General features: G+C 54.5%; 21 protein-coding genes. All 21 read right to left on the reverse strand.

Annotated features, from left to right (window positions below):
* Positions 1 to 2: 2 nt before the first annotated feature.
* On the reverse strand, positions 3 to 1,943 hold the full coding sequence (gene mutL, locus KHA84_RS09230; protein ID WP_213423240.1) for a DNA mismatch repair endonuclease MutL: 1,941 nt from the start codon (positions 1,941 to 1,943) through the stop codon (positions 3 to 5).
* A 4-nt stretch (positions 1,944 to 1,947) separates the two neighbouring features.
* Positions 1,948 to 4,527: a DNA mismatch repair protein MutS gene (gene mutS, locus KHA84_RS09235; protein ID WP_236823220.1), complete on the reverse strand. Its 2,580-nt coding sequence runs from the start codon at positions 4,525 to 4,527 to the stop codon at positions 1,948 to 1,950.
* A gap of 90 nt (positions 4,528 to 4,617) precedes the next feature.
* Positions 4,618 to 5,199 carry an outer spore coat protein CotE gene (gene cotE, locus KHA84_RS09240; protein WP_213423376.1) on the reverse strand — a complete coding sequence of 194 codons (582 nt, stop codon included), beginning with the start codon at positions 5,197 to 5,199 and terminating at the stop codon, positions 4,618 to 4,620.
* Positions 5,200 to 5,294: 95 nt separating this feature from the next.
* Positions 5,295 to 5,726, reverse strand: a complete 432-nt coding sequence (locus tag KHA84_RS09245) for a YlbF/YmcA family competence regulator (RefSeq protein ID WP_213423241.1) — start codon at positions 5,724 to 5,726, stop codon at positions 5,295 to 5,297.
* Between the two features lie 209 nt (positions 5,727 to 5,935).
* Positions 5,936 to 6,202, reverse strand: coding sequence for a stage V sporulation protein S (locus KHA84_RS09250; RefSeq protein WP_008297102.1), 267 nt, complete (start codon positions 6,200 to 6,202; stop codon positions 5,936 to 5,938).
* 103 nt (positions 6,203 to 6,305) lie between these two features.
* Positions 6,306 to 7,103, reverse strand: a complete 798-nt coding sequence (locus KHA84_RS09255; RefSeq protein ID WP_213423242.1) for a TIGR00282 family metallophosphoesterase — start codon at positions 7,101 to 7,103, stop codon at positions 6,306 to 6,308.
* A gap of 74 nt (positions 7,104 to 7,177) precedes the next feature.
* Entirely contained in the window at positions 7,178 to 8,743 is a 1,566-nt protein-coding gene (gene rny, locus KHA84_RS09260; protein ID WP_213423243.1) for a ribonuclease Y, read from the reverse strand.
* A 294-nt stretch (positions 8,744 to 9,037) separates the two neighbouring features.
* Positions 9,038 to 10,099 carry a recombinase RecA gene (recA, locus tag KHA84_RS09265; RefSeq protein WP_213423244.1) on the reverse strand — a complete coding sequence of 354 codons (1,062 nt, stop codon included), beginning with the start codon at positions 10,097 to 10,099 and terminating at the stop codon, positions 9,038 to 9,040.
* Between the two features lie 201 nt (positions 10,100 to 10,300).
* Positions 10,301 to 11,554, reverse strand: a complete 1,254-nt coding sequence (locus KHA84_RS09270) for a competence/damage-inducible protein A (RefSeq protein WP_213423245.1) — start codon at positions 11,552 to 11,554, stop codon at positions 10,301 to 10,303.
* Positions 11,555 to 11,566: 12 nt separating this feature from the next.
* Positions 11,567 to 12,145, reverse strand: coding sequence for a CDP-diacylglycerol--glycerol-3-phosphate 3-phosphatidyltransferase (gene pgsA, locus KHA84_RS09275; protein WP_213423246.1), 579 nt, complete (start codon positions 12,143 to 12,145; stop codon positions 11,567 to 11,569).
* Positions 12,146 to 12,191: 46 nt separating this feature from the next.
* Positions 12,192 to 13,091, reverse strand: a complete 900-nt coding sequence (locus KHA84_RS09280; RefSeq protein WP_213423247.1) for a helix-turn-helix domain-containing protein — start codon at positions 13,089 to 13,091, stop codon at positions 12,192 to 12,194.
* Between the two features lie 16 nt (positions 13,092 to 13,107).
* The gene (locus KHA84_RS09285; protein WP_213423248.1) at positions 13,108 to 13,899 is read right to left on the reverse strand and encodes a DUF3388 domain-containing protein; all 792 of its coding nucleotides are present in this window, start codon (positions 13,897 to 13,899) and stop codon (positions 13,108 to 13,110) included.
* Between the two features lie 358 nt (positions 13,900 to 14,257).
* The gene (gene ymfI / locus KHA84_RS09290; RefSeq protein ID WP_213423249.1) at positions 14,258 to 14,992 is read right to left on the reverse strand and encodes an elongation factor P 5-aminopentanone reductase; all 735 of its coding nucleotides are present in this window, start codon (positions 14,990 to 14,992) and stop codon (positions 14,258 to 14,260) included.
* Positions 14,989 to 16,287 carry an EF-P 5-aminopentanol modification-associated protein YfmH gene (gene yfmH, locus KHA84_RS09295; RefSeq protein ID WP_213423250.1) on the reverse strand — a complete coding sequence of 433 codons (1,299 nt, stop codon included), beginning with the start codon at positions 16,285 to 16,287 and terminating at the stop codon, positions 14,989 to 14,991. The genes ymfI and yfmH overlap by 4 nt, the downstream gene beginning before the upstream one ends.
* Positions 16,274 to 17,554: an EF-P 5-aminopentanol modification-associated protein YfmF gene (gene yfmF, locus KHA84_RS09300; protein ID WP_213423251.1), complete on the reverse strand. Its 1,281-nt coding sequence runs from the start codon at positions 17,552 to 17,554 to the stop codon at positions 16,274 to 16,276. The genes yfmH and yfmF overlap by 14 nt, the downstream gene beginning before the upstream one ends.
* A gap of 146 nt (positions 17,555 to 17,700) precedes the next feature.
* A complete protein-coding gene (locus tag KHA84_RS09305; RefSeq protein ID WP_213423252.1) occupies positions 17,701 to 18,660 on the reverse strand; it encodes an ABC transporter permease in 960 nt (319 codons plus the stop codon).
* A 1-nt stretch (position 18,661) separates the two neighbouring features.
* Complete coding sequence (locus KHA84_RS09310) at positions 18,662 to 19,708, reverse strand: ABC transporter permease (protein ID WP_213423253.1); 1,047 nt, start codon at positions 19,706 to 19,708, stop codon at positions 18,662 to 18,664.
* Positions 19,698 to 21,254 carry an ABC transporter ATP-binding protein gene (locus tag KHA84_RS09315; RefSeq protein ID WP_213423254.1) on the reverse strand — a complete coding sequence of 519 codons (1,557 nt, stop codon included), beginning with the start codon at positions 21,252 to 21,254 and terminating at the stop codon, positions 19,698 to 19,700. The genes KHA84_RS09310 and KHA84_RS09315 overlap by 11 nt, the downstream gene beginning before the upstream one ends.
* A 161-nt stretch (positions 21,255 to 21,415) precedes the next feature.
* Entirely contained in the window at positions 21,416 to 22,504 is a 1,089-nt protein-coding gene (locus KHA84_RS09320; protein ID WP_213423255.1) for a BMP family lipoprotein, read from the reverse strand.
* 62 nt (positions 22,505 to 22,566) lie between these two features.
* Positions 22,567 to 23,295, reverse strand: coding sequence for a GntR family transcriptional regulator (locus KHA84_RS09325; RefSeq protein ID WP_213423256.1), 729 nt, complete (start codon positions 23,293 to 23,295; stop codon positions 22,567 to 22,569).
* 399 nt (positions 23,296 to 23,694) lie between these two features.
* On the reverse strand, positions 23,695 to 26,067 hold the full coding sequence (locus tag KHA84_RS09330; protein WP_213423257.1) for a DNA translocase FtsK: 2,373 nt from the start codon (positions 26,065 to 26,067) through the stop codon (positions 23,695 to 23,697).
* Positions 26,068 to 26,101: the final 34 nt, after the last annotated feature.

Genomic DNA, 26,101 nt, shown 5'->3' on the forward strand with positions numbered 1-26,101 from the left:
AGTTACATCACACGCTTGAACATCTTCTCGATTTCATATGTGGAGAAATGAATAATGACCGGCCGGCCATGCGGGCAGGTATATGGACTCTCGGCCTGCCCGAGGTCATGCAGAAGCCGCTCCATGTCTGCCCTTGTCAGGTAATGGTTCGCCTTGATCGACCGCTTGCAGCTCATGAGAATCGCCGTCTCCTCAAGCAGCTTGCCGATATCCGTCCTTTTCTCTGTCAGCGCCTGTTCCACGAGCGCATCGATAATTTCTTCTTCTGAGCCCGCCGGGAACCAAGCGGGATGTTCACGGACGACAAACGTCCGGCTTCCGAACTCCTCCATTTCCACGCCAACGGAAGCGAGGGTGTCGACCAGCTCACGGATTCTTTCCATGTCGTCAGGGGGATAGTGGAACGTCAGCGGAATGATGAGTGCCTGCCGTTCATTGCCGTCCGCCTGCTTGACCTTTTCCCGGAAGTACTCGTACTTGATCCGTTCCTGGGCGGCATGCTGATCCACCAGGTAAAAACCGTCCGTGCTCTGAGCAACGATATACGTCCCGTGAATTTGTCCGACAATCTCCAGCTCTCCGAACGGCACTTTACTGGAATGCACGGCCTCCGGACGCTCCTCCTGTACAAGGGGAATGTCAGCGGAATCCCCCTCCACCGATACGTCCTCAGGGGCAGGCGGATCGGCAATGACCTGGGATGCAGGCTGCCGGCTGAATGAATGGTCCATGACTCCGCCATCCGATGAAGGAAACGGCAAGCCGCTCCCGGCATCCGTTTCCGGGCCGGAAGAGCTCCTGTTTGCCGTGTGGGCTTCCGGAGCAAGCTGAGCCGGCCGATAAACTGTTTCCCCGATTTGTGGCACGATGCGCTTTTCCCTTTCCTGCTGATGCCATAGTGAGGTCTGCTCTGTTTGCGGCCGTGCTTCCTTCGGAGGTTTGGCAGCAGGCGCGCCGATGGCACCGGACACCGCCCGGCGGACCGCGTCACGAATCAGCGCGCAAAGCTCCGGTTCCTTACTCAGCCGGATTTGCTGCTTGGCAGGATGCACATTCACATCCGTCAAATACGGGTCACCCTTGATGTCAATCACTGCAATCGGATACCGCCCGATTGGCAGATAAGTGTGATAGGCGTCAATCACCGCTCTTGTGATCGCATAGCTTTTGACCCAGCGTCCGTTTACAAGTACTGTCATGTAGTTTTTCGAGGCGCGGGTGATTTCCGGCAGCGCGCAATAGCCGGACACTTCATAGTCTGCAGACTCGCCGCTGAATGCGAGCATTTTCCGGGCGGTCCCCGGCCCATAAATATCCGAAATGACCTTAAGGAGATTTCCGCTTCCGGATGTCCGCAAATGCTCCTGGCCATTGTGGATCAGACGGAACGCGATATCCGGATGGCTGAGTGCGGCACGGTTCAAGTAGTCGATAGAATGGCCGAGCTCGGTCTGGATCGTCTTCATGTACTTTAACCTGGCCGGTGTATTGAAAAACAGCTGGGAAACGGTGATGTCCGTCCCTTTCCTGTAAGCGGCCGGCTCCTGTTCAACAAGGCGTGTTCCTTCGATTCGGATCCTGCACCCGCCGGATTCACCGTCGGATGTCTGCATGTCCACTTTCGAGACGGCAGCAATACTGGCGAGCGCCTCTCCCCGGAAGCCGAGCGTCCGGATCCTGAACAGGTCATGTTCATTGCCGATTTTGCTCGTCGCATGCCTTGAAAAACAGAGCAGGGCATCTTCCGTATCCATTCCCCTGCCGTTGTCTGTCACGCGTATTGACGAGAGCCCGGCTTCCTCTAGCCTTACCTCGATGGAGGTCCCTCCGGCATCAATCGCATTTTCAACAAGCTCTTTTACTACAGATGCCGGGCGTTCCACCACTTCGCCGGCTGCAATTTTGTTGGACAGCGGTTCATCCATCAGAACAATTTGTCCCATCAGATCACCTTCCGTTCCGTTTCAGTCGTTCCTGCATGCCATGGAGCCACTGGAAGGCATCCATCGGCGTCATACGGAGAAGATCCAGCCCTTCGATTTCATCGGCGAGGCCGGATTGCCGCCCGCCTGCGGAGCCCGTCTCTTCCCCGACTTCGTCAAACAGTGATAGCTGGCCCTCCGGTTCCGTGGAGGATTCATTTGCGGGACGCTCCGCCTCGAATTCACCGAGCAGTTCGTCCGCCCGGCGGATGACGCTTTCGGGGAGTCCGGCAAGTTCTGCCACCTGGATTCCGTAACTCTTGTCCGCCGCCCCATCCTTTACTTTATGAAGGAAAATGACGCGGCCATTTTGTTCGGCTGCAGCTACATGGACGTTTTTCAGCCGGCGGAGCGTTTCCGATAGGCCGGTCAGTTCATGGTAGTGCGTGGAGAACAGCGTGTTGGCGCCGATGTTGTCATGGATATGTTCCATCATCGCCTGTGCGAGCGCCATCCCGTCGTAGGTCGACGTTCCCCTGCCGATCTCGTCAAAGAGAAGCAGACTGTCCGGCGTGGCGTTCGCGAGCGCGAGCCGGGACTCCATCATTTCAACCATGAACGTGCTTTGTCCGCCGGCCAGATCGTCCGCCGCGCCGATGCGCGTGAAAATCTGGTCGGTCACGGGAAGTTCCGCGCGGTCTGCCGGCACAAAACAGCCAATCTGCGCCATGATAACGGTCAGTGCGATCTGTCTCATGTATGTACTCTTGCCCGACATGTTCGGTCCCGTGATCAGCAGCATATTCGACCCTTCATCGAGAACGCAATCGTTCGGTACATAATTGCCGTCATCCAACATCTTTTCAACAACCGGATGCCTGCCTCCGATGATTTTCATCTCGTGTCCTTCATTGAACTTGGGTTTCACGAACCGGTATTTCTCCGACACTTCCGCAAACGCGGTCAGGACATCCAGCGTGCTGAGCCGGTCAGCCAAGGCTTGGATTACCGGAATATGACGCTTTACCTCATCCCTCACTGCCTGGAACAATTCCGCCTCGAGAATAAGCGCTTCTTCATCGGCATTCAGGATAATTGCTTCCTTTTCCTTAAGTTCCGGCGTGATGTACCGCTCCGCGTTGGCAAGTGTCTGCTTTCGCTCATAGCGGTCCTGATCCACCAGGTGGACGTTCGATTTCGTGACTTCGATATAGTAACCGAATACCCTGTTGTATCCGACCTTAAGCGATTTAATGCCCGTTTTGCGGCGTTCTTCCGCTTCCAAAGCGGCAATCCAGTCTTTGCCGTTCCTGGATGCATCCCGAAGCTTATCCAGGCGGGCATGATACCCTTCCCGGATGACGCCGCCCTCCTTGTTGCTGATCGGCGGATCATCCGTGATTGCCCGCTCGAGAATAGCGAGGACGTCGTCGCAAGGGTCGATCATCTCCGCCATCCGCTTCAGCTTTTCTCCTCCGGAAGCCTCGAGTGATCCGCGGATCGGCCCTGCCTGGGAAAGGGATCGGCGCAGCTGTGCCAGTTCCCGTCCTGTTGCATTGCCGAGTGCCACCTTTCCTGCAAGCCGTTCGATATCGTAGACCCCTTTAAGCAATTCACGCACTTCTCCACGCACAAAAAAGTCCTCGATCAGCTCTTCCACCGCATCGGACCGTTCCATGATGGCAGCCTTTCCGGCCAGCGGTTCATGGATCCACTGCTTGAGTTTCCTGCCGCCCATGGCCGTAACCGTTTCATCGAGCAGCCAGAAAAGAGATCCCTTCTCGCCGCCGCCGCGGATCGATTGGACCAGCTCCAGGTTCCTTCTGGAATTGGGATCGATCAGCAGGACGGAGTTCCGTTCCCGGTAGACAATGGGCTGCAGGTGGGACAGCGACCGCTTTTGTGTGCGCTCCAAATAACGGAGAAGGCGGGCAGAGGAAGGCCGGATCGGTGCCGGACAAGAACCGGTGAGTGATGCCTCCCACTCCCGGTCGGCTTCCTCGTTCTCTATGGATAGCAGAATCGAGCGGGCCTGCGCCTGTTCATGCAGATCCAGATACAGCTCGTCCGGAACGACAATCTCCCGGATCTGGAGAGCTTCCGCTTCAGAGATAAGTGATTTTGGATCCTGTCCCGCATAGGTCGCTGTCCCTTCGCCGGTCGACAGGTCGATGCGCACGAGCGTGTAATCTCCTTCACCCGTCCTGCCTGCAGATCCGATATAGACGTTAGACTTTTCTCCAATTGTGCGGCCCTCGGTCAGCGTTCCGGGTGTGATCAGCTGGATGACCTCCCGCCTGACAATGCCCTTCGCCAACGCAGGGTCTTCCGTCTGCTCGCAAATCGCGACCTTATATCCTTTTCTGACGAGTGTCTCGATGTATCCCGCGGATGAATGATACGGAACTCCGCACATCGGAATCTTTCCGTTCTGGCCGCCGTCCCTGGCTGTCAGGGTAATTTCAAGAATCTGTGACGCATTGAGCGCATCCTCGAAAAACATCTCGTAAAAATCGCCAAGCCTGAAAAACAGGAAGGCGTCCTTATAATCTTCTTTAATCTCCAAGTACTGTCTCATCATTGGTGTCAATGTTTTCACTGCCATCGTTGCCACAACTCCCGTAAACCTCAGTATTCCTTCAATTATATCAGACCCCGGGCACAACAGAAAAAGCCGGGGAAGCTCCCCGGCCTCTTAATAGGAACTGGAATCCTTGTCTGAATCGTCCTTCTTGTTGTCAAAGTCTTTTTTGAAGTCTTTGCCTTCCCCATGCCCCCCCGATGAAGAAGAAGAGCTCTCATCATCAAAACGCCATTCTTCCTCAAAATCGTGCGGATGGACCTGAACGCACACCTTCGTCTCCCCGACTACCTCGGCAAGGAGTTCACGCTCGACCGAAACGCTGAATTTTTCTCCACACTTGGTAATGATCGCTTCGGTGCAGTTCGGCTGCTGGATGACCTTGATGTACACATCTTCCGGGCCGCCGGTCGCACCATCACGATAATGGAGGCGGACACGGTCTTTGTAGCTGATCGTTTCCGTGTAAACTGACGTCTTGGAATGGTCATGATGGGAATACCAGACGTTGATGTCAAACTTGCCGTACACCTCTACATACTTCCCATACTTCTTGGACTGATGGGTGTGGTTGATGATCCAGCAACCCAGGATGCCCGACGGCTTATTCGGCGGCCGGAGCACCTCCGTCGACTCCGATCTCTTCTTTCCTTTGGCAACTACCGCTTTCGTGACAATTTGCCGTAAGTTTTTCAGGGTCAACCCTCCTTCTTCGGTTCACTTCCATCCTATGCAACATACGCCCAGGAAGTGAAAAAAGCCCAAAGGAATTTCTTCCTTTGGACTTTCGGTCATTTTTTGCCGCCGGGAGCGTTGCGTACCATGGAGCCGGTCTCGCCGCGAAGCACGTCGCCTCCGGTGGATTCGATGATTTGGTTGGTCACATTGTTTGCGATTGTATTGGATACGAGCTGGAGTAATTGGTTCACTTCAATCTGGGATTGCTTGAACTCCTGGACAATCGGCACTTCGTCGATTTCTTTCTCGATCTGTTCGATTTTGTTTTCAACTAGCCCGAGTGCGCGTTCTTTGCCATACTGCTGGAAGTTGACAGCCTGTTTCTGAAGGCTCTTCAGGCTGGCGATCTTTTCCCGGATCTTCTGATTGTCATTAATCTGTGCTTCAGCACGCTTGAAGAAGTCCACTTCCTCGGTGCGGGCGATCATATCGGCAAGTTCCGTCGCCTTTTCGATGATCTCATGTTTCGTGTATGTCTTTTCCATCATATCCACCTTTTCTGCCGTCCGCTGTTTGCCGGGGCGGCAATCGGACAATTTTAGCCGGCCGGAACCGGGATGTTTTCCCCATTATACGAGACTCGGATGCGGCCAGACAAGCCGGGCGCCCGAATGTCGGCACATTGACACATCTCGGCGTCTTTCACGGCAATTTCCGAAAACCGAACGGCCTCCCTCAGAGGGAGGCCGACAGCTCATCGTTTTCTTTTTTCCACGAGCAGCTTCATCGCAGTCCGTTCCTCTCCTGCGATCAGGATATCGGTAAAGGCCGGCGAGCAGGTCAGGTCATTGCCGCTTGGTGCGACAAATCCTCTTGCGATGGCGACGGCCTTGACGGCCTGGTTAAGCGCTCCGGCCCCGACAGCCTGCATTTCCGCATATCCTTTCTCCCGAATGACCGCGACGAGTGCTCCTGCAACAGAATTCGGATTGGAGCGTGATGATACTTTCAATGAGTCCATGCCTATCCCTCCTGTTTTTCCGCTTTCATGGAACCGGACTCTTCCATGTTTTATTGTATGCGGACTACGGATAGCGCATGAACACACGGCCGAGATGGCCGGATTACGCCTTTAGCGGGTGGTCGTCATTGATCAGTATGCGTTCGCAGCGGATCGCCTTCCCCGTTCCCGCATCCGCTTCCAAGAAAAATCCTCCGAGCTGCGTGCGGCCGTTTTTCGGCACTTCAAAGCGGGCCGGAAGGTTGGTGCGGAATCGGTACAGCACTTCTTCTTTTCTCATGCCGAGAATCCCGTCATACGGCCCGGTCATTCCGGCGTCTGTCAGATAAGCGGTCCCGCCCGGCAAAATCCTCTCATCCGCCGTCTGGACATGCGTATGGGTACCGACCACGGCTGTCGCACGGCCATCCAGATGCCAGCCCATTGCAATTTTCTCGCTGGTCGCTTCCGCATGAAAGTCAACAAACACAAGAGGCGACTCGGCCTTGGCCTGGGTGATCAGCTGGTCCGCCGCTTCAAACGGATCATCGTGCGGCGGCATGAATGCCCGGCCATGGAGGTTGATGACCGTCAGCAGGCCCGCTTCCTTGGAGATGGTCGTCATGCCGCGCCCCGGCGCTTCCGGCGAGAAGTTTGCCGGCCTGATTAGCGCGTCGGCCCCGTCGATAAAGTCGAAGATCTCTTTTTTGTCCCACGTGTGGTTTCCCATCGTGATGACATCCACCCCTCCGAAGATGAGATCATCATAATCCTGGCGTCTCAGTCCCTTGCCCGATGCTGCATTTTCACCATTGGCGATCACCACATCCGGCAAATACTTTCTCCGCAGCCCGGGCAGCGTACGCCGTACCATTTCCATGCCCGGCTCGCCGACTATATCTCCGATAAAAAGAATTTTCATTTGGTCCTCTCCCTGTCCTGTTTCAGCAATGAAAAAGGCTTCCCGGACATTTCCCAGGAAGCCTGTGCATGCTGTTATTTTGCGTATTCGACCGCCCGGGTCTCCCGGATGACGGTCACTTTGATGTGGCCCGGATAATCAAGTTCGCTTTCGATCCGTTTCCGGATATCCCGCGCGAGCCGGTGAGCCGTGATGTCATCCACCTGATCCGGACGTACGATGATGCGGACTTCCCGTCCCGCCTGGATGGCAAAGGACTTCTCGACACCATCGTAGTCTTCGGCGATTTCCTCGAGCTTCTCAAGACGGCGGATGTAGTTCTCCAGCGTCTCGCTCCTTGCACCCGGACGGGCTGCCGAAAGGGCGTCGGCGGCTGCCACAAGAATGGCGATGACTGATGTCGGCTCCGTGTCTCCGTGGTGGGAAGCGATGCTGTTGATGACGACCGGATGCTCTTTGTACTTGGTGGCAAGCTCAACGCCGATTTCGACGTGGCTGCCTTCCACCTCATGGTCAATCGCCTTGCCGATGTCATGCAGCAGTCCCGCGCGCCGCGCAAGCGCGATGTCGGAATCCTTGAATCCGAGCTCGGCCGCCAGAAGTCCCGACAGGTAAGCCACTTCCTTTGAGTGCTTCAGGACATTCTGGCCATAGCTTGTCCGATACTTGAGGCGCCCGATGATCTTAATGAGATCCGGGTGGAGATTGTGGATCCCGAGATCGAACGTCGTCTGCTCGCCCGCCTCACGGATCTGTTCGTCGATCTCCTTGCGGGACTTCTCCACCATCTCTTCAATACGTGCCGGGTGAATCCGGCCGTCCTGGACAAGCTTTTCGAGAGCCAGCCGGGCAATTTCACGGCGGATCGGATCAAAGCCTGACAGGATCACCGCTTCCGGTGTATCGTCGATGATAAGGTCGATTCCGGTCAGCGTCTCCAGAGTACGGATGTTCCGTCCTTCTCTTCCGATGATCCGGCCCTTCATCTCATCGTTTGGCAGATTCACCACCGATACGGTCGTTTCCGCCACATGGTCGGCAGCGAACCGCTGCAGCGCCAATGACAGGATCTCGCGGGCTTTTTTGTCTGAGTCTTCTTTCGCCCGCAGTTCGGCCTCCCTGGTCATGACGGCAATGTCCGTCGAAAGTTCTGTTTCCACTTCCGAAAGGATCAGCTGCCGTGCTTCTTCCCGTGTAAGGGCCGATATGCGTTCCAGCTCAGTCTTCTGATCGTTCATGAGCTGTTCCGCCTTGCTCTCCATCTGTGCGATATGCTGTTGTCGTTCGGCCAAAGCGTCTTCCTTGCGCTCCAGACCCGCTTCACGTTTGTTCAGCGCATCCTCCTTGCGGTCAAGATTCTCTTCCTTCTGCAACAGCCGGCTTTCCTGCCGCTGGAGTTCCGCGCGGCGATCCCGGATGTCCGATTCGGCTTCTGTCCGTAGTTTGTGAGTTTCATCTTTCGCTTCAAGTAGCGCTTCTTTTTTCAGTGCCTCCGCTTCGCGCCTGCCTTCCTCCACGATGGATTCGGCAGACTGCTTCGCACCGGTCACTTTGGAATCGTTCACTTGTTTTAAGGCAAAATAGCCAACAACTGCACCGACGATGAGTCCGAGCAAAGCGGAGATGATCACTTCAACCATTGAGGTCACCTCCCCCTGCTTTCATTCGTCTGTTAAACCATTCCGGCGTGAGGCCGGACATTCATGCTGTTCATGCCGTTCTTGCATAAAATCTGTCATGATGGTCATTGGATAAATCTATCCATCTTCAATTGTACCGGCGGCAAAAAGCGCTGTCAAGGTGGGAAGAAGGACGTTTTCCAACAATTCCCCTCCTTTTGCCGCAATGGAAAAAGGCCGGCGGCGACACCGCTTTTCTCCAGGGAGAAAAGGGCGCCGCTGCCGGCCGGGACCGGTCCAAAACCGGGCATAACCTTACTTTTCTTCGTCGATGAGCAGGTCGAAGATTTCGTCCTCGGACTCCTCTTGTTCCTCGACCGCGACTTGAGGGCCGTCCAGGCCGTAGGCCTCACGGATTTTCCCTGCGATTTCCTGGCGGATATCCGGGTGCTCTTTCAGGAACTGTTTTGCATTCTCACGGCCCTGGCCAAGGCGTTCACCGTTGTACGAGTACCAGGAACCGCTTTTCTGGACGACATCATTTTCTGCGCCAAGGTCGATAATCTCGCCTTCCTTGGAAATCCCTTCTCCGTACATGATGTCGACTTCCGCTGTGCGGAACGGAGGGGCCACCTTGTTCTTGACGACCTTGATTCTTGTGCGGTTACCTACGAAGTCATTGCCCTGCTTGATCGACTCCGCCCGGCGGACTTCAAGGCGCACAGAACTGTAGAATTTCAATGCACGGCCGCCCGGCGTGGTTTCCGGGTTACCGAACATGACGCCGACTTTCTCACGGATCTGGTTGATGAAGATTGCGATGGTCTTCGATTTATTGATCGCGCCGGAAAGCTTCCGGAGCGCCTGAGACATGAGGCGGGCCTGGAGACCGACATGGGAATCTCCCATTTCGCCTTCGATTTCCGCTTTTGGCACAAGAGCCGCGACGGAGTCAATGACGATAATATCGATCGCGCCGCTGCGTACAAGCGCTTCTGCGATCTCAAGCGCCTGTTCCCCCGTATCCGGCTGGGAAAGGAGGAGCTCATCGATATTGACGCCAAGCTTTTGTGCGTAGACAGGGTCAAGAGCGTGTTCGGCATCGATGAAGGCCGCTTGTCCGCCTGCCGCCTGCGCTTCCGCGATGGCATGGAGCGCAACCGTCGTCTTGCCTGAACTCTCAGGGCCGTAGATTTCGATTACCCGTCCGCGCGGGTATCCGCCTACGCCAAGCGCAGCGTCGAGCGTGAGTGAACCGCTCGAAGATGTCGAGATCACCCGGTCCGTCTGTTCGCCGAGTTTCATGACGGAACCTTTCCCGAATTGTTTTTCAATCTGTTTCAATGCCATATCCAATGCAGCTTTGCGATCGCTCAAACTTGTTCCTCCTCATGGGTGTGTACTGGTTTTCTATCTGTCTCTACTATACTCGGTTATTGAGAAAAACACAAGAAAAAAGCGAACATCCATTCGATTTTTATACTGGCTATATTTGAAACTTGAGCTGTCCAAGTAGCCCGTTTTTGGATTTTGGCATGAGAAAGGCGCCGAAATTGAAATTCGCGGCGCCCCTGGGTATTAATCTTGCCGGACTGATGTAGCTCCGATCATTCGGATCAGCATATGCATGGCAGATTTCACGGCTCTGATCCGGTTGGTGTTCCGCATGCCCGAAAGCAGCAGTTCCCGTGTCCGGACTTCTTTTCCCGATGCGATGGCAACCCAGACAGTACCACCCGGCTTGCCGTCGTGCGGATCCGGGCCGGCAGCTCCGGTCAGTCCGACACCGTAATCAGTGCCAAACTTTTCCCGGACAGCCTTCGCCATCGCGGAAGCCGTTTCTTCACTGACAACCCCCTTTTCCTCCAGGAGTGCAGACGGGATCCCAAGTTGCTTTTGTTTTGCGTCAGCAGTATAGGTCACCACCCCGCCGGCAAGGGCGGCACTGATGCCTGGTTGTTCTGCGAGTTCCGACATAAATAAGCCGGCCGTCAGACTTTCCGCTGCAGAGATGGTCAGGCCGTTGCCGATCAGGAGCGAAGCGGCCTTTGAAACCAGGGTTTCATCATCGTACCCATACAAATACTGGCCGGCAATCCTGCGGATCTCGGCTTCCGCACCGTCCAGCAGCCGAGCCGCCTCCTCTACGGTATCCGCCTTCGCGGTCGCTCGGATCGTTACTTCTCCGTCGGAAGCGAGAGGAGCAAGTGTCGGATTCGTCTGGTTGTCCAGGAGATCTGACATCCGGTGCTCCAGTTCGGCTTCCCCGATGCCATAGAAGCGGAAGACCCGAGAGGCGATTGGACCGGTGAAGCCGGCGAGCCGGGCAAGAAGCGGTTTTGCCTGAGCAGTAAACATCGGCTCCATTTCCTTCGGAGGCCCAGGCAAGAGAAGATAGTGGCGATTGCCCCCTGTAAACAGCATGCCCGGAGCCATCCCATGATGGTTCTGCAGCACCGCGGCCCCCTCAAGGATCAGCGCCTGCTTTTTATTGTTGTCAGTCATTTCTCGTCCCATACGGTCAAACCAGGCCCGGATTGATGTGAGTGCCTCATCGTCATAGACGAGCCGGGTGCCGGCATGGCGGGCGATCGTTTCCTTCGTCAGGTCGTCCTTTGTCGGCCCGAGACCGCCCGTGAAAATGAGCAGGTCAGACCGGGATTCGGCAATACGGATCGCTTCTTCGAGTCTCCCGGCATTGTCGCCGACCACGGTATGGAAATGGACGCTGATGCCGAGCTCGGCAAGCCCGGCAGAAATGTAGCGGGCATTCGTATTATTGATCTGGCCGAGCAGCAGTTCGGATCCCACGGCGATGATTTCGGCTTTCACGTTGACTCCCCCTTACATAGAATCCAGCAAAACACGCCGGTTTTTATAGAAGTAATCTATACCCGACCAAACTGTGAAGATGAGCGCGATGTACAGCATGATCGTACCGAACGGAATGCCGGCCGCTTCAAAAAAGATGTTGTGGAACAGCAGGAAAATGGTGGCAAGAAGCTGTGTGGTCGTCTTGATTTTTCCAAGCATGTTTGCTGCAACGACTTCTCCGCCTCCGGCAAGAATCAGGCGCAGTCCGGTCACCGCGAATTCGCGGCTGATGATGATGATGACGACCCATGAAGGCGCAAAGCCCATTTCCACGAGGATGATCAGCGCCGAGGAAACGAGAAGTTTGTCGGCCAGAGGGTCAAGAAACTTGCCCATGTTGGTGACGAGATTGTATTTGCGGGCCAGGTGGCCGTCGAACCAGTCGGTCAGCGCGGCAATTACAAAGATGAGCCCGCCGAGCAGGTGCTCGATCGGAAGTTCCACACCGCCCGCCCGGATGGTGCCCATGCCGAAGTCAACGAGCATGAAGAGGATGAACACCGGGATGAGCAAGACTCTTGCCACAGTGATTTTATTAGGTAAATTCATGAATTACTTCCGCCTTTCAAAAAAAATAAGTCATCCCTAGAGATGACTATTGAGCAGTGCCAAACTGGATAATAATATTCTGGGTCACCCGCTCCGACCCGGAGACTGCGTATTTAAGCGGATTTCCGTTTACGCTGATTTCCACGCCCGGCACATAGCCGATCCGGAAACGGAGCCATTGGATGCCTTCCGCCTCGATGGTCTCTGTCTGTCCGTCTTCGAGGCTCTTGCTGATATACTGTTTCCCGGTATTATCGGTCACGGAGACCCAAGAGCGGCCCTTCCCGGACAGTGTAATGCTCGCCTTGTCTGTGCCAGTCAGGTTGTAGAATGTATTTTCTCCTTCAGACCTGTCGACTGCAAGCGCTGCTTCCGGCTCTGCGGGCTCTTCCGTTTCCTCAGGCTCTTCCGATTTTTCATCAGAATTTTCTTCCCCGGCATCTTCCCCGTCTTCTGCAGGCGCCGCGCCCTCGGAGTCTTCAGGTCCGATCTGTTCCACCTGAACAGTGCTCTCCGTTTCGTTGATTTCTTCAGCCGGCTCAGTGTCCGAGGCCTGATTTGCCTTCAGGAACCAGACGATGCCGATGGCCAGCACGATGAATAGTGCGAGAATGACCTTCGGCATCATTTCAGCCGCCTTGCCCGCGCGCCTCATGGACGTGCGTTTCATCACCGGGGCTGACATGCCCGTGGTGTCCCCCGTAATGAGCGGTTCGGGAGCCTCTGCCTTGTACATGGCCAGCATCTCGTCCGCATCCAGGCCGACCGCTTCCGCGTATTGCTTGATAAACGCCCGGACATAGAATGTCCCGGGCATGATGCCGAACTTGCCCTCTTCGATAGCGGCAAGATAACGCTTCTGTATTTTTGTGATTTCCTGCAAATCTTCAAGCGAGTAACCCTTCTCCATCCTCGCCTGTTTTAGCCGAGCGCCCAATTCGGACAACCAAAACACCTGCCTATCAAATATTGAATCCGAAATCCATCCCGCTCCGGCTCGACATCCTGTCGTTTTCTTCCAGCTTCTCGTAAGTGATTTCTTCATCGTTATCACGGCGGATCTCAATGATATAGTCGAAATCTTCCATGGTGTACTCAGAAAGACGCACGAACATGTCAGGATGTTCCACAACCTTGATCGCGGGCAGGCGCATGATCTCCCGGACCAGCTGCATATGCCGTTCGTCACTCGCCTTCCTGGTCACGATCCCATCCAGGATAAAGACATTATTCGGTGAAAATTCGTCACCGGCAAGCTGGCTGCGGACCGTCTGGCGGAGCATCGTGGAAGACAGGAAAATCCATTTCTTGTTCGCACTCACGCTTGCCGCCACGACAGACTCCGTTTTGCCGACTCGGGGCATGCCTCGGATGCCGATCAGCTTGTGGCCTTCCTGCTTGAAAATCTCTGCCATGAAATCGACGAGAATGCCGAGCTCATCCCTCACGAACCGGAACGTCTTTTTGTCATCTGCATCCCGCTGGATGTACCGGCCGTGCCGGACAGCCAGGATGTCCCGGAGTTTCGGGTGCCTCAGTTTCCTGACATTGATCATATCCATTGTCGACGCAATCAGTTCAAACCGCTCGATGGCATCATCGTTCTCTGTCCGGAGCAGCATACCTCTCCGGCCCTGGTCAACACCGTTGATTGTGACGATATTGACGCGCAGCAGGCCGAGAAGGGAAGAGATTTCCCCCAGAAGCCCCGGCCGGTTCACTTCGATTTCGTACTCCATGTACCACTCACTCAATTTGGGTCGCCTCCATCGGCGCCGGATGCGCAATGTATTTCTATCATATCGGATTTGTCATTTGAAGAAAAGAGATAGCCGGAGGGATTTAAGACATATTAGAAGTCTTGGACCCTTAAATGCCGATGGATAAAATCATGTTTTCTAATTACATGAACTCTCCGGGCTTTAGCCCCGGGTCCTGCCTTACAGCGGACGCCGTCACGAATAACGGCGTCTGTGCCCAAAGCGGCAACCCGAAGGATTCATACGAAAGGCAGCTATCTATTCACAGCCCCCAAAAATAGAGCTTTGTTACATCTTTTTTCATTCCAAACAGCGGCGGACCGGGGCTTGTGGGCACCGGTCCGCTGTTTGTTCAGATATACCATCCGCCGTTGACTTTGAGGATTTCTCCGGTGATGTACCGGGATTGGTCACCGAGCAGGAAGTCCACAGTCCCGGCCACGTCTTCAGGAGTGCCCGGACGCATGAGCGGTATTTCGCCGAATGCCATCCGGCGCTCTTCCTCATCCAGATGGCTGTTCATCGAGGTCTCGATCCAGCCGGGCGAGACGGCATTGACCAGGACATTAGAGGCTGCCGCTTCCTTGGCGTAGGCCTTGACGAACGCGTGGACCGCCCCCTTCACCGCCGAATATGCCACTTCTCCCGCGGCTCCCGTATCGCCCCAGATCGAGCCGATCATGACCACACGGGAAACGGGATGGCGGCGAAGCTTTTCCGAAACCAGGCCGATAAACCGAATCGGATTGGCGAGATGCACTCGCCAAAGTGCGTCGAGGTCGTCCATTTCCGTGTCCGACAGCAACTTGGTCATCCCCTGGCCGGTGCAGGAGACGACCGCCTGCAGGTCGCCGATTACGGCGGCCAGGCGATCGCCTCCGTCCCGAGCAGCAAAATCTGCCTGTACCGCGATGAACCTTTGGTCCGGATACGCCTCGGCCAGCCGCCTCTCAAGCGCGGCCGCAGAATCACGGGAGGAATTGTAATGAAGATACAGCGACCAGCCGGAGGCGGCAAGCCGTTCGGCGACCGCGGTTCCGATACCTCCGGATGCTCCAAGCACTGCCGCCGTCCTGAACGGAATCATTTTTCATTCGCCGGCGGTTTTACCGTGAAGATGGTGCGCGCCTGCTCGTCTGTGAGCGGCACGAGTACGTCCTGGAGATCCTTCACTTCCAGCGCTTCCAGTGCGCTGACGGTGTCAAACAGGTTCATGCCGTTGAATGCATAGCGGGTAAACTGGTTCGCAATGTATTCGACCGAATTCAATGCGCGCATAAAGAAGCCAATCCTTCTTCTCCGCTGGCGGTCCAGGTCTTCCTGGCCGAACGGGAATTTCTCGGAAGCCCACTGCAAGGTGTCCTGGATTTTCCGTGTCAGCTCTTCCGGTTTGGCACTGTCGGAGCCGATCACCGAAAAGGCAAAGCCCTCTTCGGCGGTAAAGTCAGTGGAGAACGATTCGTCGATCAGGCCTTCCTCGTAAGCTTCCGTGTAAAACTTGGATGTCTTTCCGTAAAGGAGATCGATCATGATCTGGTAAGCCAGCTCCTGCTTCAGGCCTTCCAGCCCCTCTTCTGCCAATGCAGGCAACTTGATGCCTACATGGACCTTCGGTTTGGTGACATCCATCTCCAGACTGCCTTCCTTCACCGCGGCTTCCATCTTTTCCTGCGGGAACTGCCGTACGATCCGCTCCGGCTTCTCGAATGACTTTGCCGCCTGGTTGTCACGGATGAACGCCATCATCTCCTCGGGATCAACCGCTCCTACCGCAAACACAAGCATGTTGGACGGGTGATAGAACGTGTGATAGCACTCGTACAGATGGTCAGCAGTAATTTTCGAAATCGATTCGATCGTTCCGGCGATGTCAATCTTTACCGGATGCTCCTTGTACAGATTCTCGATCGTTCCGAAATAAGAGCGCCAGTCCGGCAGGTCATCATACATGGTGATTTCCTGACCGATGATTCCCTTTTCCTTTTCGACTGTCTCCTCGGTGAAATAAGGTGCCTGGACAAAATCAAGAAGGAGTTCGGTATTCGGATAGAGATTTTCTGTCGCAGAAAACAGATAGGCGGTACGTGTAAAGGAAGTAAAGGCGTTAGCGGACGCCCCGTTCATCCCGAACTTCTGGAAAACATCCCCGTCTTCCTTTTCGAACATCTTATGCTCCAGGAAGTGGGCGATACCATCCGGTACCCGGACGATTTCATCCTTGCCGAGGGGGATGAAGGTGTTGTCAATGGACCCATACCGGGTCGTGAACGAGACATAGGTTTTAGAAAAGCCGGCTTTCGGCAGGATAAACACCTGCAGCCCATTCGGAAGGGTTTCATGATAAAGCGTTTCATTGACTCGGTTATATTCAAGCTTTTTCATCAGCCGATTCCTCCTTTCCTGAAAGCAGGTAAACAAGCTGGCGGTCGATCTTCCCGGCCATCTCCCGGATGTCGTCGGCCGTCACAGGTTCCCACTTTGCAATCCATCCTTCCGGCGTGAAGCCGCCCGGCAGGTCCTTGTACTGGTCAAAAATCTCGATCTGGCCCCTTGAGGAATCAAGCGCTTCTCGAAGCTGGTTGGCAAGCATGGCCTTTGTCTGGCTCAGCTCGGTGTCCGTGATTTCACCCGCCCTCATCGCTTCAAGCTGTTCGTCGATCAGCTTGGTCGCCTTATCGGCGAGATCGGCATCGATTCCGGCCGAAACGGTGATGAGCCCGTATCGGGACAGATAGGAGCTGGCCGCATAGTACGCCATGCTCTCCTTTTCCCGGACGTTCATGAACAGCTTGGAATGCGGAAATCCGCCGAAGATTCCATTTGCCAGTTGCATTTTCGGGAAATCATCCGTGCCAAATGTGACAGGTGTGCTGAATCCGATGTGGAGTTTGCCCTGTTTCATGTTCTGTTTTTCCGAAACACGGCCTTCCTTGCCGGTTCCGCGTTCCGCTTTTTCAGGGAGCACTGCCGGAACACGCCCCTCAAAATGGAAGGCTTCTTTAAGAGAGGCGGTGATGGCTTCCTCATTCACCGCTCCGACAACATAGATCTCGATTTCGTCTTCACTGATCATCCTGCGATAGGCTTCCATCACTTTTTCGGGAGTCAATGCCTCCAAGTGAGCTTCCTCACCGGTGGCCCTGATGGATTCAGGGCCTTCCGGACGAAGCAGCGTCAGCAACCGCTGTTGCGCATATCGGGTTTTATCATCATAGAGGGAGCGGACTCGCTCAAGGACGGTCTGTTTTTCCCGCTCGAAAACCTGCTGCTTAAAGACCCCGTCCTGAAGGTTAGGCCGGAGTACGGCATCGGCCAGGAGCCGGACCGTCCAGTCTGTAATGTCTTCGTCACGGATCAGCCGGTCGTCCACACATTCGGCGTTCACCGACAGGTAATGGTAGCCGCCGCGTTTGCCGACATCTGTATAGTAGAGGGTTCCGTACATCCCCTCCAGCGCCTGCCGGAGTGCCGAACGGCTCGGATAGGTCTCCGTGCTGTCTTCCAGAATATTGGCCAGGACTGCACGCTCGGAAGCTCCTTCCGCGGTCAGCGGCTGCTTAAATCGGATGGAGAACGTCAATGTCTTAAATTGTTCGGTTCGGCGTACGTACAGTCGGACGCCTTGTGTCAATCGAGTTTCCGTAAACATGGGACACCTCGTTTTCATTCAAATTTGTATCAAGTATTCACCAATTCCACTATACCCAACCCGGCGGAGGCATGGCAAACTTTGGAGTGGATTTTGTCTGCCGCAATCAAAAGAGCAGGCCCATGAAGGACCTGCTCCTGCCGGATTTACCGGCTTCCTTTGATATATGGCTTCCCGTTCGCCTTCGGCCCGGTCGCTTTTCCGATAAAACCGGCAAGAGCGAGGATTGTGACAACGTATGGAAGCGCATGAAGATAACCTGTCGGAATTTCTTTGATGATCGGGATGCTCGGCCCGACAACTGCCAGCGCTTGTGCGAAGCCGAAGAAGATGGCCGCCCCCATGGAACCGATCGGATGCCATTTCCCGAAAATCATCGCAGCGAGGGCCATGAAGCCCTGGCCGTTAATTGTTGCATGACCGAAGTCGCGCGTCATGGTCTGTGAATAGACCGCTCCGCCGATCCCGGCAAGTGCGCCGGAAATGATGACAGCGATGTAGCGGATCTTGTTGACATTGACGCCCATCGTATCCGCTGCCATCGGATGTTCCCCGACAGCACGGAGGCGAAGGCCGAACGGTGTTTTATAAATGACATACCAGGTGACGATTGCAACCACGATTGCGAGAATGCTCGAACCGTAGACGCCTTTAAAGAACATCGGCCCGATTACGGGAATATCCGAAAGGAACGGCACATCAAAGTTCGGGATCGCTTTTTTGATAAAGTCGGTCTGGCCCTTGTCAAATATCATTTTTGTCAGGAACAGGGCAATGGCCAGCCCGAGCATGTTGATGGCGACGCCCGAAACGACCTGGTCGGCCCTGAATGAAATGGATGCAACCGCATGCAGGATGGCAAACACACCCGAGACGATCATCGCGGCGATCAGGGCGATCCAAGGCGTCCACGAACCGAACGTATCATAGAAAAACAGGTTGAACAGGATGCCGATAAATGCGCCCATGACCATGAGGCCTTCCAGGGCGATGTTGACGACACCGGATCGTTCAGAAAAGACGCCGCCAAGCGCGGTGAAAATCAGCGGTGCTGCATAGGCGATGGACACCGGCACCATAAAGTAAAGGATATCGAGGAAGCCCATGTCACTTCGCCCCCTTTTTCTTGGACATCTTGGTCAGGAAGAGACGGATGGCATAGCCGCACGCCACAAAGAAGATGACGAGCGCGATGACAATCTGGACAACCTCTTCCGGAATTTGCGCGGCATTCGGCATGTTGAGTGCGCCGTATTTCAGCGAGCCGAACAGGACCGCTCCGAAAATGACGCCAAGCGGGGTGTTGGCTCCGAGGAGCGCAACCGCAATCCCGTCAAAACCGATACCGGTGAAACCTCCGCGCGTATACATGTTGCCGAACGTACCGAGTCCTTCCATCGCACCTGCCAGACCCGCAAATGCACCTGAAATGACCATCGACAAAATAATGTTCTTGCCTATTTTCATGCCCGAATACTCGGATGCATGCTCGTTGAATCCGACGGCCTTCAGTTCAAATCCGGTTGTTGTCTTTTCAAGGATGAACCACATGACAGCCACCATCAGCAGCGCCACGATGATTCCGTAATGCAGCCTTGAATAATCAGTGAGGGAAGACAGAAATTCGGAACGCAGTGATGCAGATTCCAGGATACGCTCGGTCTTGTCCCCGCCGCCGGACCACGTTTTGATCAATGCGTTGACAACATGCAGTGCGATGTAATTCATCATGATCGTCACGATGACTTCGTGGATTTTCATTTTCGCTTTCAGCAGACCCGGCAGAAACGCCCAGAGTGCCCCTGCTGCCGCTCCTGCCAGGATGGAGAGCGGAAGATGGATCACTTTCGGCAGATCGAAGGCGGCACCGACATAGACGGAGGCAAACCAGCCGACAATCAGCTGTCCCTCCACCCCGATGTTGAAGAGGCCGGTGCGGAAAGCAAAGGCCACCGCAAGGCCCGCAAGGATATACGGTGTAATCTGGCGGACAGTCTCCCCGATGGCATAGGAATCACCGAAAATCCCCTGCCATAGTGCGATATACCCCGCAACCGGATCATAGCCGCTCGCCAGCATGACGATCGCCCCGACCAGCAGGCCGAGGATGACGGCGATGGCCGGCACGAGGAGATTGATCATTCTATTCGACATGTTTGTTGACACCTTCTTCCGACTGTCTGGCAGCCGCTTGTCTTGAATGGCCCGCCATCAGCAGGCCGAGTTCCTGTTCATCTGTTTCCGACGGGAACACCGTGTCAATGATTGAACCATCATAGATGACGGCGATCCGATCGGATACATTCATCACTTCATCCAACTCGAACGAGACGAGAAGGACCGCCTTTCCGCTGTCCCGCTGCTCGATCAGCCGGCGGTGAATGAATTCGATGGCCCCGACATCGAGACCACGGGTCGGCAGTGCCGCAATCAGGAGGTCCGGGTCCCGCTCGACTTCCCGGCCGATGATCGCTTTTTGCTGATTCCCTCCGGAGAGGGCGCGTGCAGGTTCATGTGGGCCCTGTGTGCGGACATCATATTGGGCGATGATTTCTTTCGCTTTTTTTTCGATTGCGGAATAATCCATGATCCCGCCTTTGGAATAAGGCGGCCTATAGTATGTCTGAAGACCGATATTGTGGCCGATTGGGAAATCCAGGACCAGGCCATGCTTATGACGGTCCTGCGGAATATGGCCGATTCCGCTTTCTGTGATTTCCCGTGGCTTGCGGTTGGTGATGTCTTTGCCGTTGACCAGGATTTTGCCCGATTGTGCCTTCCGCAGCCCGGTAATCGCCTCGATCAGCTCAGACTGGCCGTTGCCGTCAATACCGGCGATGCCGACAATCTCTCCCTTGCGGATGCTTAGGGCGAGATTCTTGACCTTGGCGATGCCGCGCGAGTCCTCGACAGTGAGACCGTCAATCTTCAGCACTTCCTCTTTGGGGTGCGCCGGGCCTTTTTCCGTCTTGAATGTGACCTGGCGGCCGACCATCATCGAAGCCAGCTGCTCAGGGTCCGTATCGGTTGTATCGACGGTTCCGATTCCCTTACCTTTCCGGATGACGGTGACCCGGTCGGAGACGTCCATGATTTCCTGGAGTTTGTGGGTAATCAGGATAATGGATTTGCCTTCGGCGATCAGCGTCTTCATGATTCCGATCAGCTCGCTGATTTCCTGGGGGGTCAGGGAGGCTGTCGGCTCGTCAAAGATCAGGATCTCCGCGCCCCGGTATAGTGTTTTCAAGATTTCGACTCGCTGCTGCATCCCGACGGAAATATCTTCGATCTTGGCATTCGGGTCAACATTCAGGCCATACTGTTTGGACAGTTCTGCCACTTTTTTCGCAGCGCCGGCCACATTGACCGTGCCGTTCTTTTTCGGCTCATTGCCGAGGATGATGTTTTCGGTCACGGTAAAGTTTTCGACCAGCATAAAATGCTGGTGGACCATTCCGATTCCGAGTTTATTCGCAACATTCGGGTCGGTGATATCCGCTTTTTTGCCCCTTACCCGGATTTCTCCCCCGTCCGGCTGATAAAGGCCGAAAAGCACGTTCATGAGTGTGGATTTTCCGGCGCCGTTCTCCCCGAGAAGCGCATGGATCTCACCCTTCCGGAGCTGGAGGGTGATGTTATCGTTAGCAACGAAATTGCCGAACTCCTTTCGGATGTTGAGCATTTCGATCACGTATTCCAATGGATTCACTCCTTTATCCTAAAACCTGCCAACCGCCTGTAAACTGATACAGGAAAGACTTCCTGTCAGGAAATCTTTCATCTATCATTTACAAAAAGTTCATTACATAAGGAAGCATGAAGGCCGGACGTTCCGGCCCCCATGCTCAATACTTCCATTTCTTACTTAGGTTCTTTTCCTTCCGGGTATTCCTTGACTTCGATTTCGCCGGAAGCGATTTTTTCATTGTACTCATCGATTTGAGCCATGACATCCTCAGGAATTGCGCCGCGGGAATCCGCAAGTGCAACACCCTCGTCAGCGATACCGTAAGTGATCACTTCTCCGCCAGGGAATTCACCGTTCATCGCTTTTTCGGAGATGTCCTTGACCGCTACATCAACACGCTTCAGCATCGAAGTGAGCGTGACGTTCGTGTCGCCGACCGCACCTTCGTCGTACTGGTCGGAGTCAACACCGATCACCCATACGTTTGCATCCGGGTCGTTTGCCTTGCGCTCTTTCGCTTCGGAGAAGACGCCGTTGCCCGTGCCGCCTGCCGCGTGGAAGATCACATCAACGCCGCTGGAGTACATGCGGTTGGCAGTCGTCTTGCCGAGCTCTGCCTTATCGAATGCGCCAGTGTACTGAATATCAATTTCGATTGACGGATCAACTGCTTCTACGCCCTGTACGAAACCGGACTCGAATCGGTGGATGACTTCGTTTTCCATACCGCCGACAAAGCCGACTTTCTTGCTTTCTGTCGTGAGTGCCGCTGCGACACCCGCGAGGAAGGAACCTTCATGCTCTTTGAAAAGGAGGCTGACCGTGTTTGGCTGCTCGACAACCGCGTCGATGATCGCGAACTCAGTGTCTTTCTGTTGGGCAGCGATCTCATCAAGTGCATCCTGCATCATGAAGCCGACACCGAAAACGAGGTTGAAATCACGTCGCGCCAATGCGTTCAGGTTCGGGATGTAGTCTTCTTCACCGGCAGACTGGAGATAGTCAAAGCCGCCGTCGCCTTTTTCGAGGCCGTTGTCTTTGCCGAATTCCTGAATCCCTTTCCATGCAGCCTGGTTGAACGACTTGTCGTCAACACCGCCGACGTCAGTGACCATTGCTACGGAAAACTCGGAAGAGGACTCGCCGCCGGAGTTGTTTCCTTCGTTTTGTGCTTCTTCACCGTTGTCGGAGCCGCATGCGCCGAGGAGCGTGCCCGCAGCCAAAAGAACCGACAGCGCAAGACCAAACTTGCGTTTTGCCATTTGTGGTACCCCCTAAAAGTTGTTGTAAATAGGTTTGTTTGATAGCAGGAAGGTTGTCTGTTTTACAATCGTTTCCGCAAAACGTGGAAGTTGAATTTATCGCCCTTAAAGTAATTGCGGGAGTAGAGAATGACCTCTTCCCCCTCCGCGTAATGGGACTGCCGCAGCATAAGCAGCGCGGTCTCCGGTTCGCATTCGAGGATCGGAGATGCCTCCTCGTCGTATCCGACCGGTTCAATCTGGGCCACCGCCTGTGTAATTCTCAGGTTTCCTGTCCGCTCGATCGCCTCAAAAATGGATTCGTCTTCCTGTTTCAGGAATTCTTCCCCGACGTACCGGGACGGAAAGGTATCGATACAGTAGACAACCGGTTCGCCATCCGCCGTCCGGACGCGCTTGATTGTCATGACCCGCTCATCCGGGTTGCATCCGAAGCGCTCCATGTCTTCCTCTGTTGCAAGTTCCTCGGAAGAGCTGATGAAGTTTGTCCCCGGCGTCATGCCCACTTGGCGAATCATGTCCGATACGCTGGCCAGCTCTTCGATGCCGGCCGTAAACAGCGGCCTCGGATTGACGAAAGTCCCCACACCGTGCCTTCGGACAATGTAGTGCTCTTCCTCCAGCAGGCGGAGCGCCTCGCGGAGAGTCGCTCTGGACACGCCCATGATCTTTGCGAGCTCAAACTCGGAAGGGAGTTTTTCTTTTTCTTTGAAAACTCCCGATGCAATGTCCCGTTTAAGCTGCTCGATAACCTGAAGATACAAGTGCCGGTGGTCCGTTTTTACCGTCATGAGATCACCACCAAATCAAAGAGATCAGACATCTGATGTAAAACCTTCCTCCTAATCAGACATACTATATCATTTTTGCTACCCTAATGAAATACCTTTCTTTCTAAATATCAAGTCAAATTCATACTTATGCCCCATCTATGTAAACAAACCGACGTGATTAAGCGCTTACTCTTTCTGTAAAGCGTTTTCTTTATTTCAAACTCATTTCGGGAAGGGTCCCCCTAATTCCGATTAAGGCCCTCCCGTTTTACTAAAACAGCACTGAGAACGATGAACAGTGAAATGGCCATTTGGTTTCCAACAGATAAAAAACTGCAGACAAGAGAGCTGTGCGCCCGCTTTGTCTGCAGTTCAGAGCTGCCATCATTATGTGTAATGGCATGTGAAAATGAATGATTAATGTTCGTCCGGATGGTCCTGGATGAGAACCTGTCGCGGTTTGCTGCCTTCGTGCGGCCCGACGACCCCGCGCATTTCCATCTGATCGACGATGCGGGCGGCTCTGGAGTATCCTATCCGGAATCTGCGCTGGAGCATTGAGACTGATGCCTGCTGCATACTGCGTACGAGATCGACCGCTTCATCATACAGTTCATCCGTTTCTTCTTCCGGAGCTGTCTCTTCCACCTCTGTCGGGATCATCGATTCCTCGTACTGTGCTTTCTGCTGGCTGATGACAAAGTCCACGACTTCCTCGACTTCATGGTCGGATAAGAACGCGCCCTGGATCCGGGTTGGTTTGGATGCCCCCGCCGGAAGGTAAAGCATGTCCCCGCGGCCCAATAGCTTTTCTGCTCCGCCGGAGTCCAGGATCGTCCGTGAATCCACAGCCGACGAGACGGCAAACGCGATCCGGGATGGAATGTTCGCCTTGATGATGCCCGTGATGACATCAACGCTCGGGCGCTGTGTGGCAATAATGAGATGGATGCCGGCTGCCCGGGCCATCTGGGCAATCCGGGTGATCGAATCTTCAACGTCGCTTGAAGCCACCATCATGAGGTCCGCGAGCTCATCGACAATCACGACAATATAGGGAAGGCGCGGATGCTTTTCTTCGTTTTCCTCATTCCATTCATCAATGTGGTTGTTGTATCCCTCGATGTTCCTTGTCCCTGTATGTGAGAAGAGGTCATACCGCCTCTCCATTTCAGCAACCACTTTTTTAAGTGCCTGGGATGCTTTCCGGGGATCGGTGACGACTGGCGCAAGCAGATGCGGCACTCCGTTATAGACGTTGAGCTCAACCATTTTCGGGTCGATCATCATGAGCTTCACTTCATGCGGTTTTGCTCGCATAAGGATGCTGATGATGATTCCGTTGATGCACACACTCTTCCCGCTGCCTGTAGCCCCGGCAACGAGCATATGAGGCATTTTGTTTAGCTCGGCCATGACGGCATCGCCTGAGATGTCCCTTCCGAGTGCGACCATGAGCTTGGAATCCGGCCGGTTGTTGTTCCGTGACTCCAGCACTTCACGAAGAGAAACCATCGCCACTTCCGTATTCGGAACTTCGATGCCGACTGCAGATTTGCCCGGAATTGGTGCTTCGATCCGGATATCGCGTGCGGCAAGGGCAAGCGCGATGTCGTCCGCAAGGCTGACGATCCGGCTGACCTTCACACCCGTGGCCGGCATTACTTCGTACTTGGTGACTGCCGGGCCGAGATGAACTTCCGTGACACTCGCCTTCACGCCGAAGCTATGGAATGTTTTTTCCAGTTTTTCGGCATTGTGCTGTATCATATTGTACTCGCCGCTCTGGTCGTTTTCAGGAGGCGGATTCAAAAGAGAAACAGGCGGCAATACGAAATCCTCGTTCACAGGCTGTGCATCACCGATGTCCCTGATTTCCGCATCCGTATCCGATTCCTTTTCTATTTGATTGGCAGCCGCTTTTTCTGAACCCGGCTCTTTCTTGACCCGTTCGGTAAAGGAAGAAATAATCGGCTGCACCCGGACCGGCTCGGGTTCCGCAACCGGACCGCCGTAGATGTCATCAGAGGATTGCGGGTCCGATGCGACGGCCCCGGCGGATGCCGCTTCTTCGTCTGCGGCAGCACGGCGGGATTTCCGCGGCTCTTTCGGCTCTCTTGTTTTCTGCGTCTTTTCCGGCTTCGTCCGGGCGGGCTTGCGTTCTCTTGCAAACCATTCCCGTACCGAATCAAGCACTTCCGGAATCTTTTCGGCCAAATAAGGAACGAGTGCCTTGCCGGTAAGCAAAATCAGCCCCATCGAAAGCATGATGATCCCTGCAATCGTCGCGCCTGCAGAATCGAACAATACATGGAACATGGCAAACAGGAATCCGCCGACAATTCCTCCACCGAGCGAAACGGAAGGATCCATGATGCCTCCGTCAGTAACGAGGATGAGCCATGTCTCCTTCAGTGCCGAAGTGGTCTGCAAACGGCCGCTCTCATACCGCTCCGTGAAGAGGAGCACGTGGCTGAAGAGTGTCAGGCTCCCGAGAATAAGGAGCAGCCCCCCGACAATCCGGTTTCTCACATCAGGAATTTCACGTTTCACCATCAAAAGAAGCGCGAATATGAGGAAAAGAAACGGAAGTGCCGGATGCCAGTTTCCGAAAAGGAATCTGGCTGCACTGCCCAGTCCCCTCCCCACAAATCCGAGATCAAAAAATGTGATGATGGCAAGTCCGGTCATGACAAGGCCAGACAGCTCATATCCGAGCGGATAGAGTCCGGATTTTTTCTTTTTTGCAGATGTTCTGCGTTTTTTCTTTTTGTTGCGTTTGGTTGCCATCTGGTTCACCCCCATCGATGAAAACGGGATTTCC

It is taken from the genome of Bhargavaea massiliensis (assembly GCF_018390575.1).
Taxonomy (GTDB): Bacteria; Bacillota; Bacilli; order Bacillales_A; family Planococcaceae; genus Bhargavaea; species Bhargavaea massiliensis.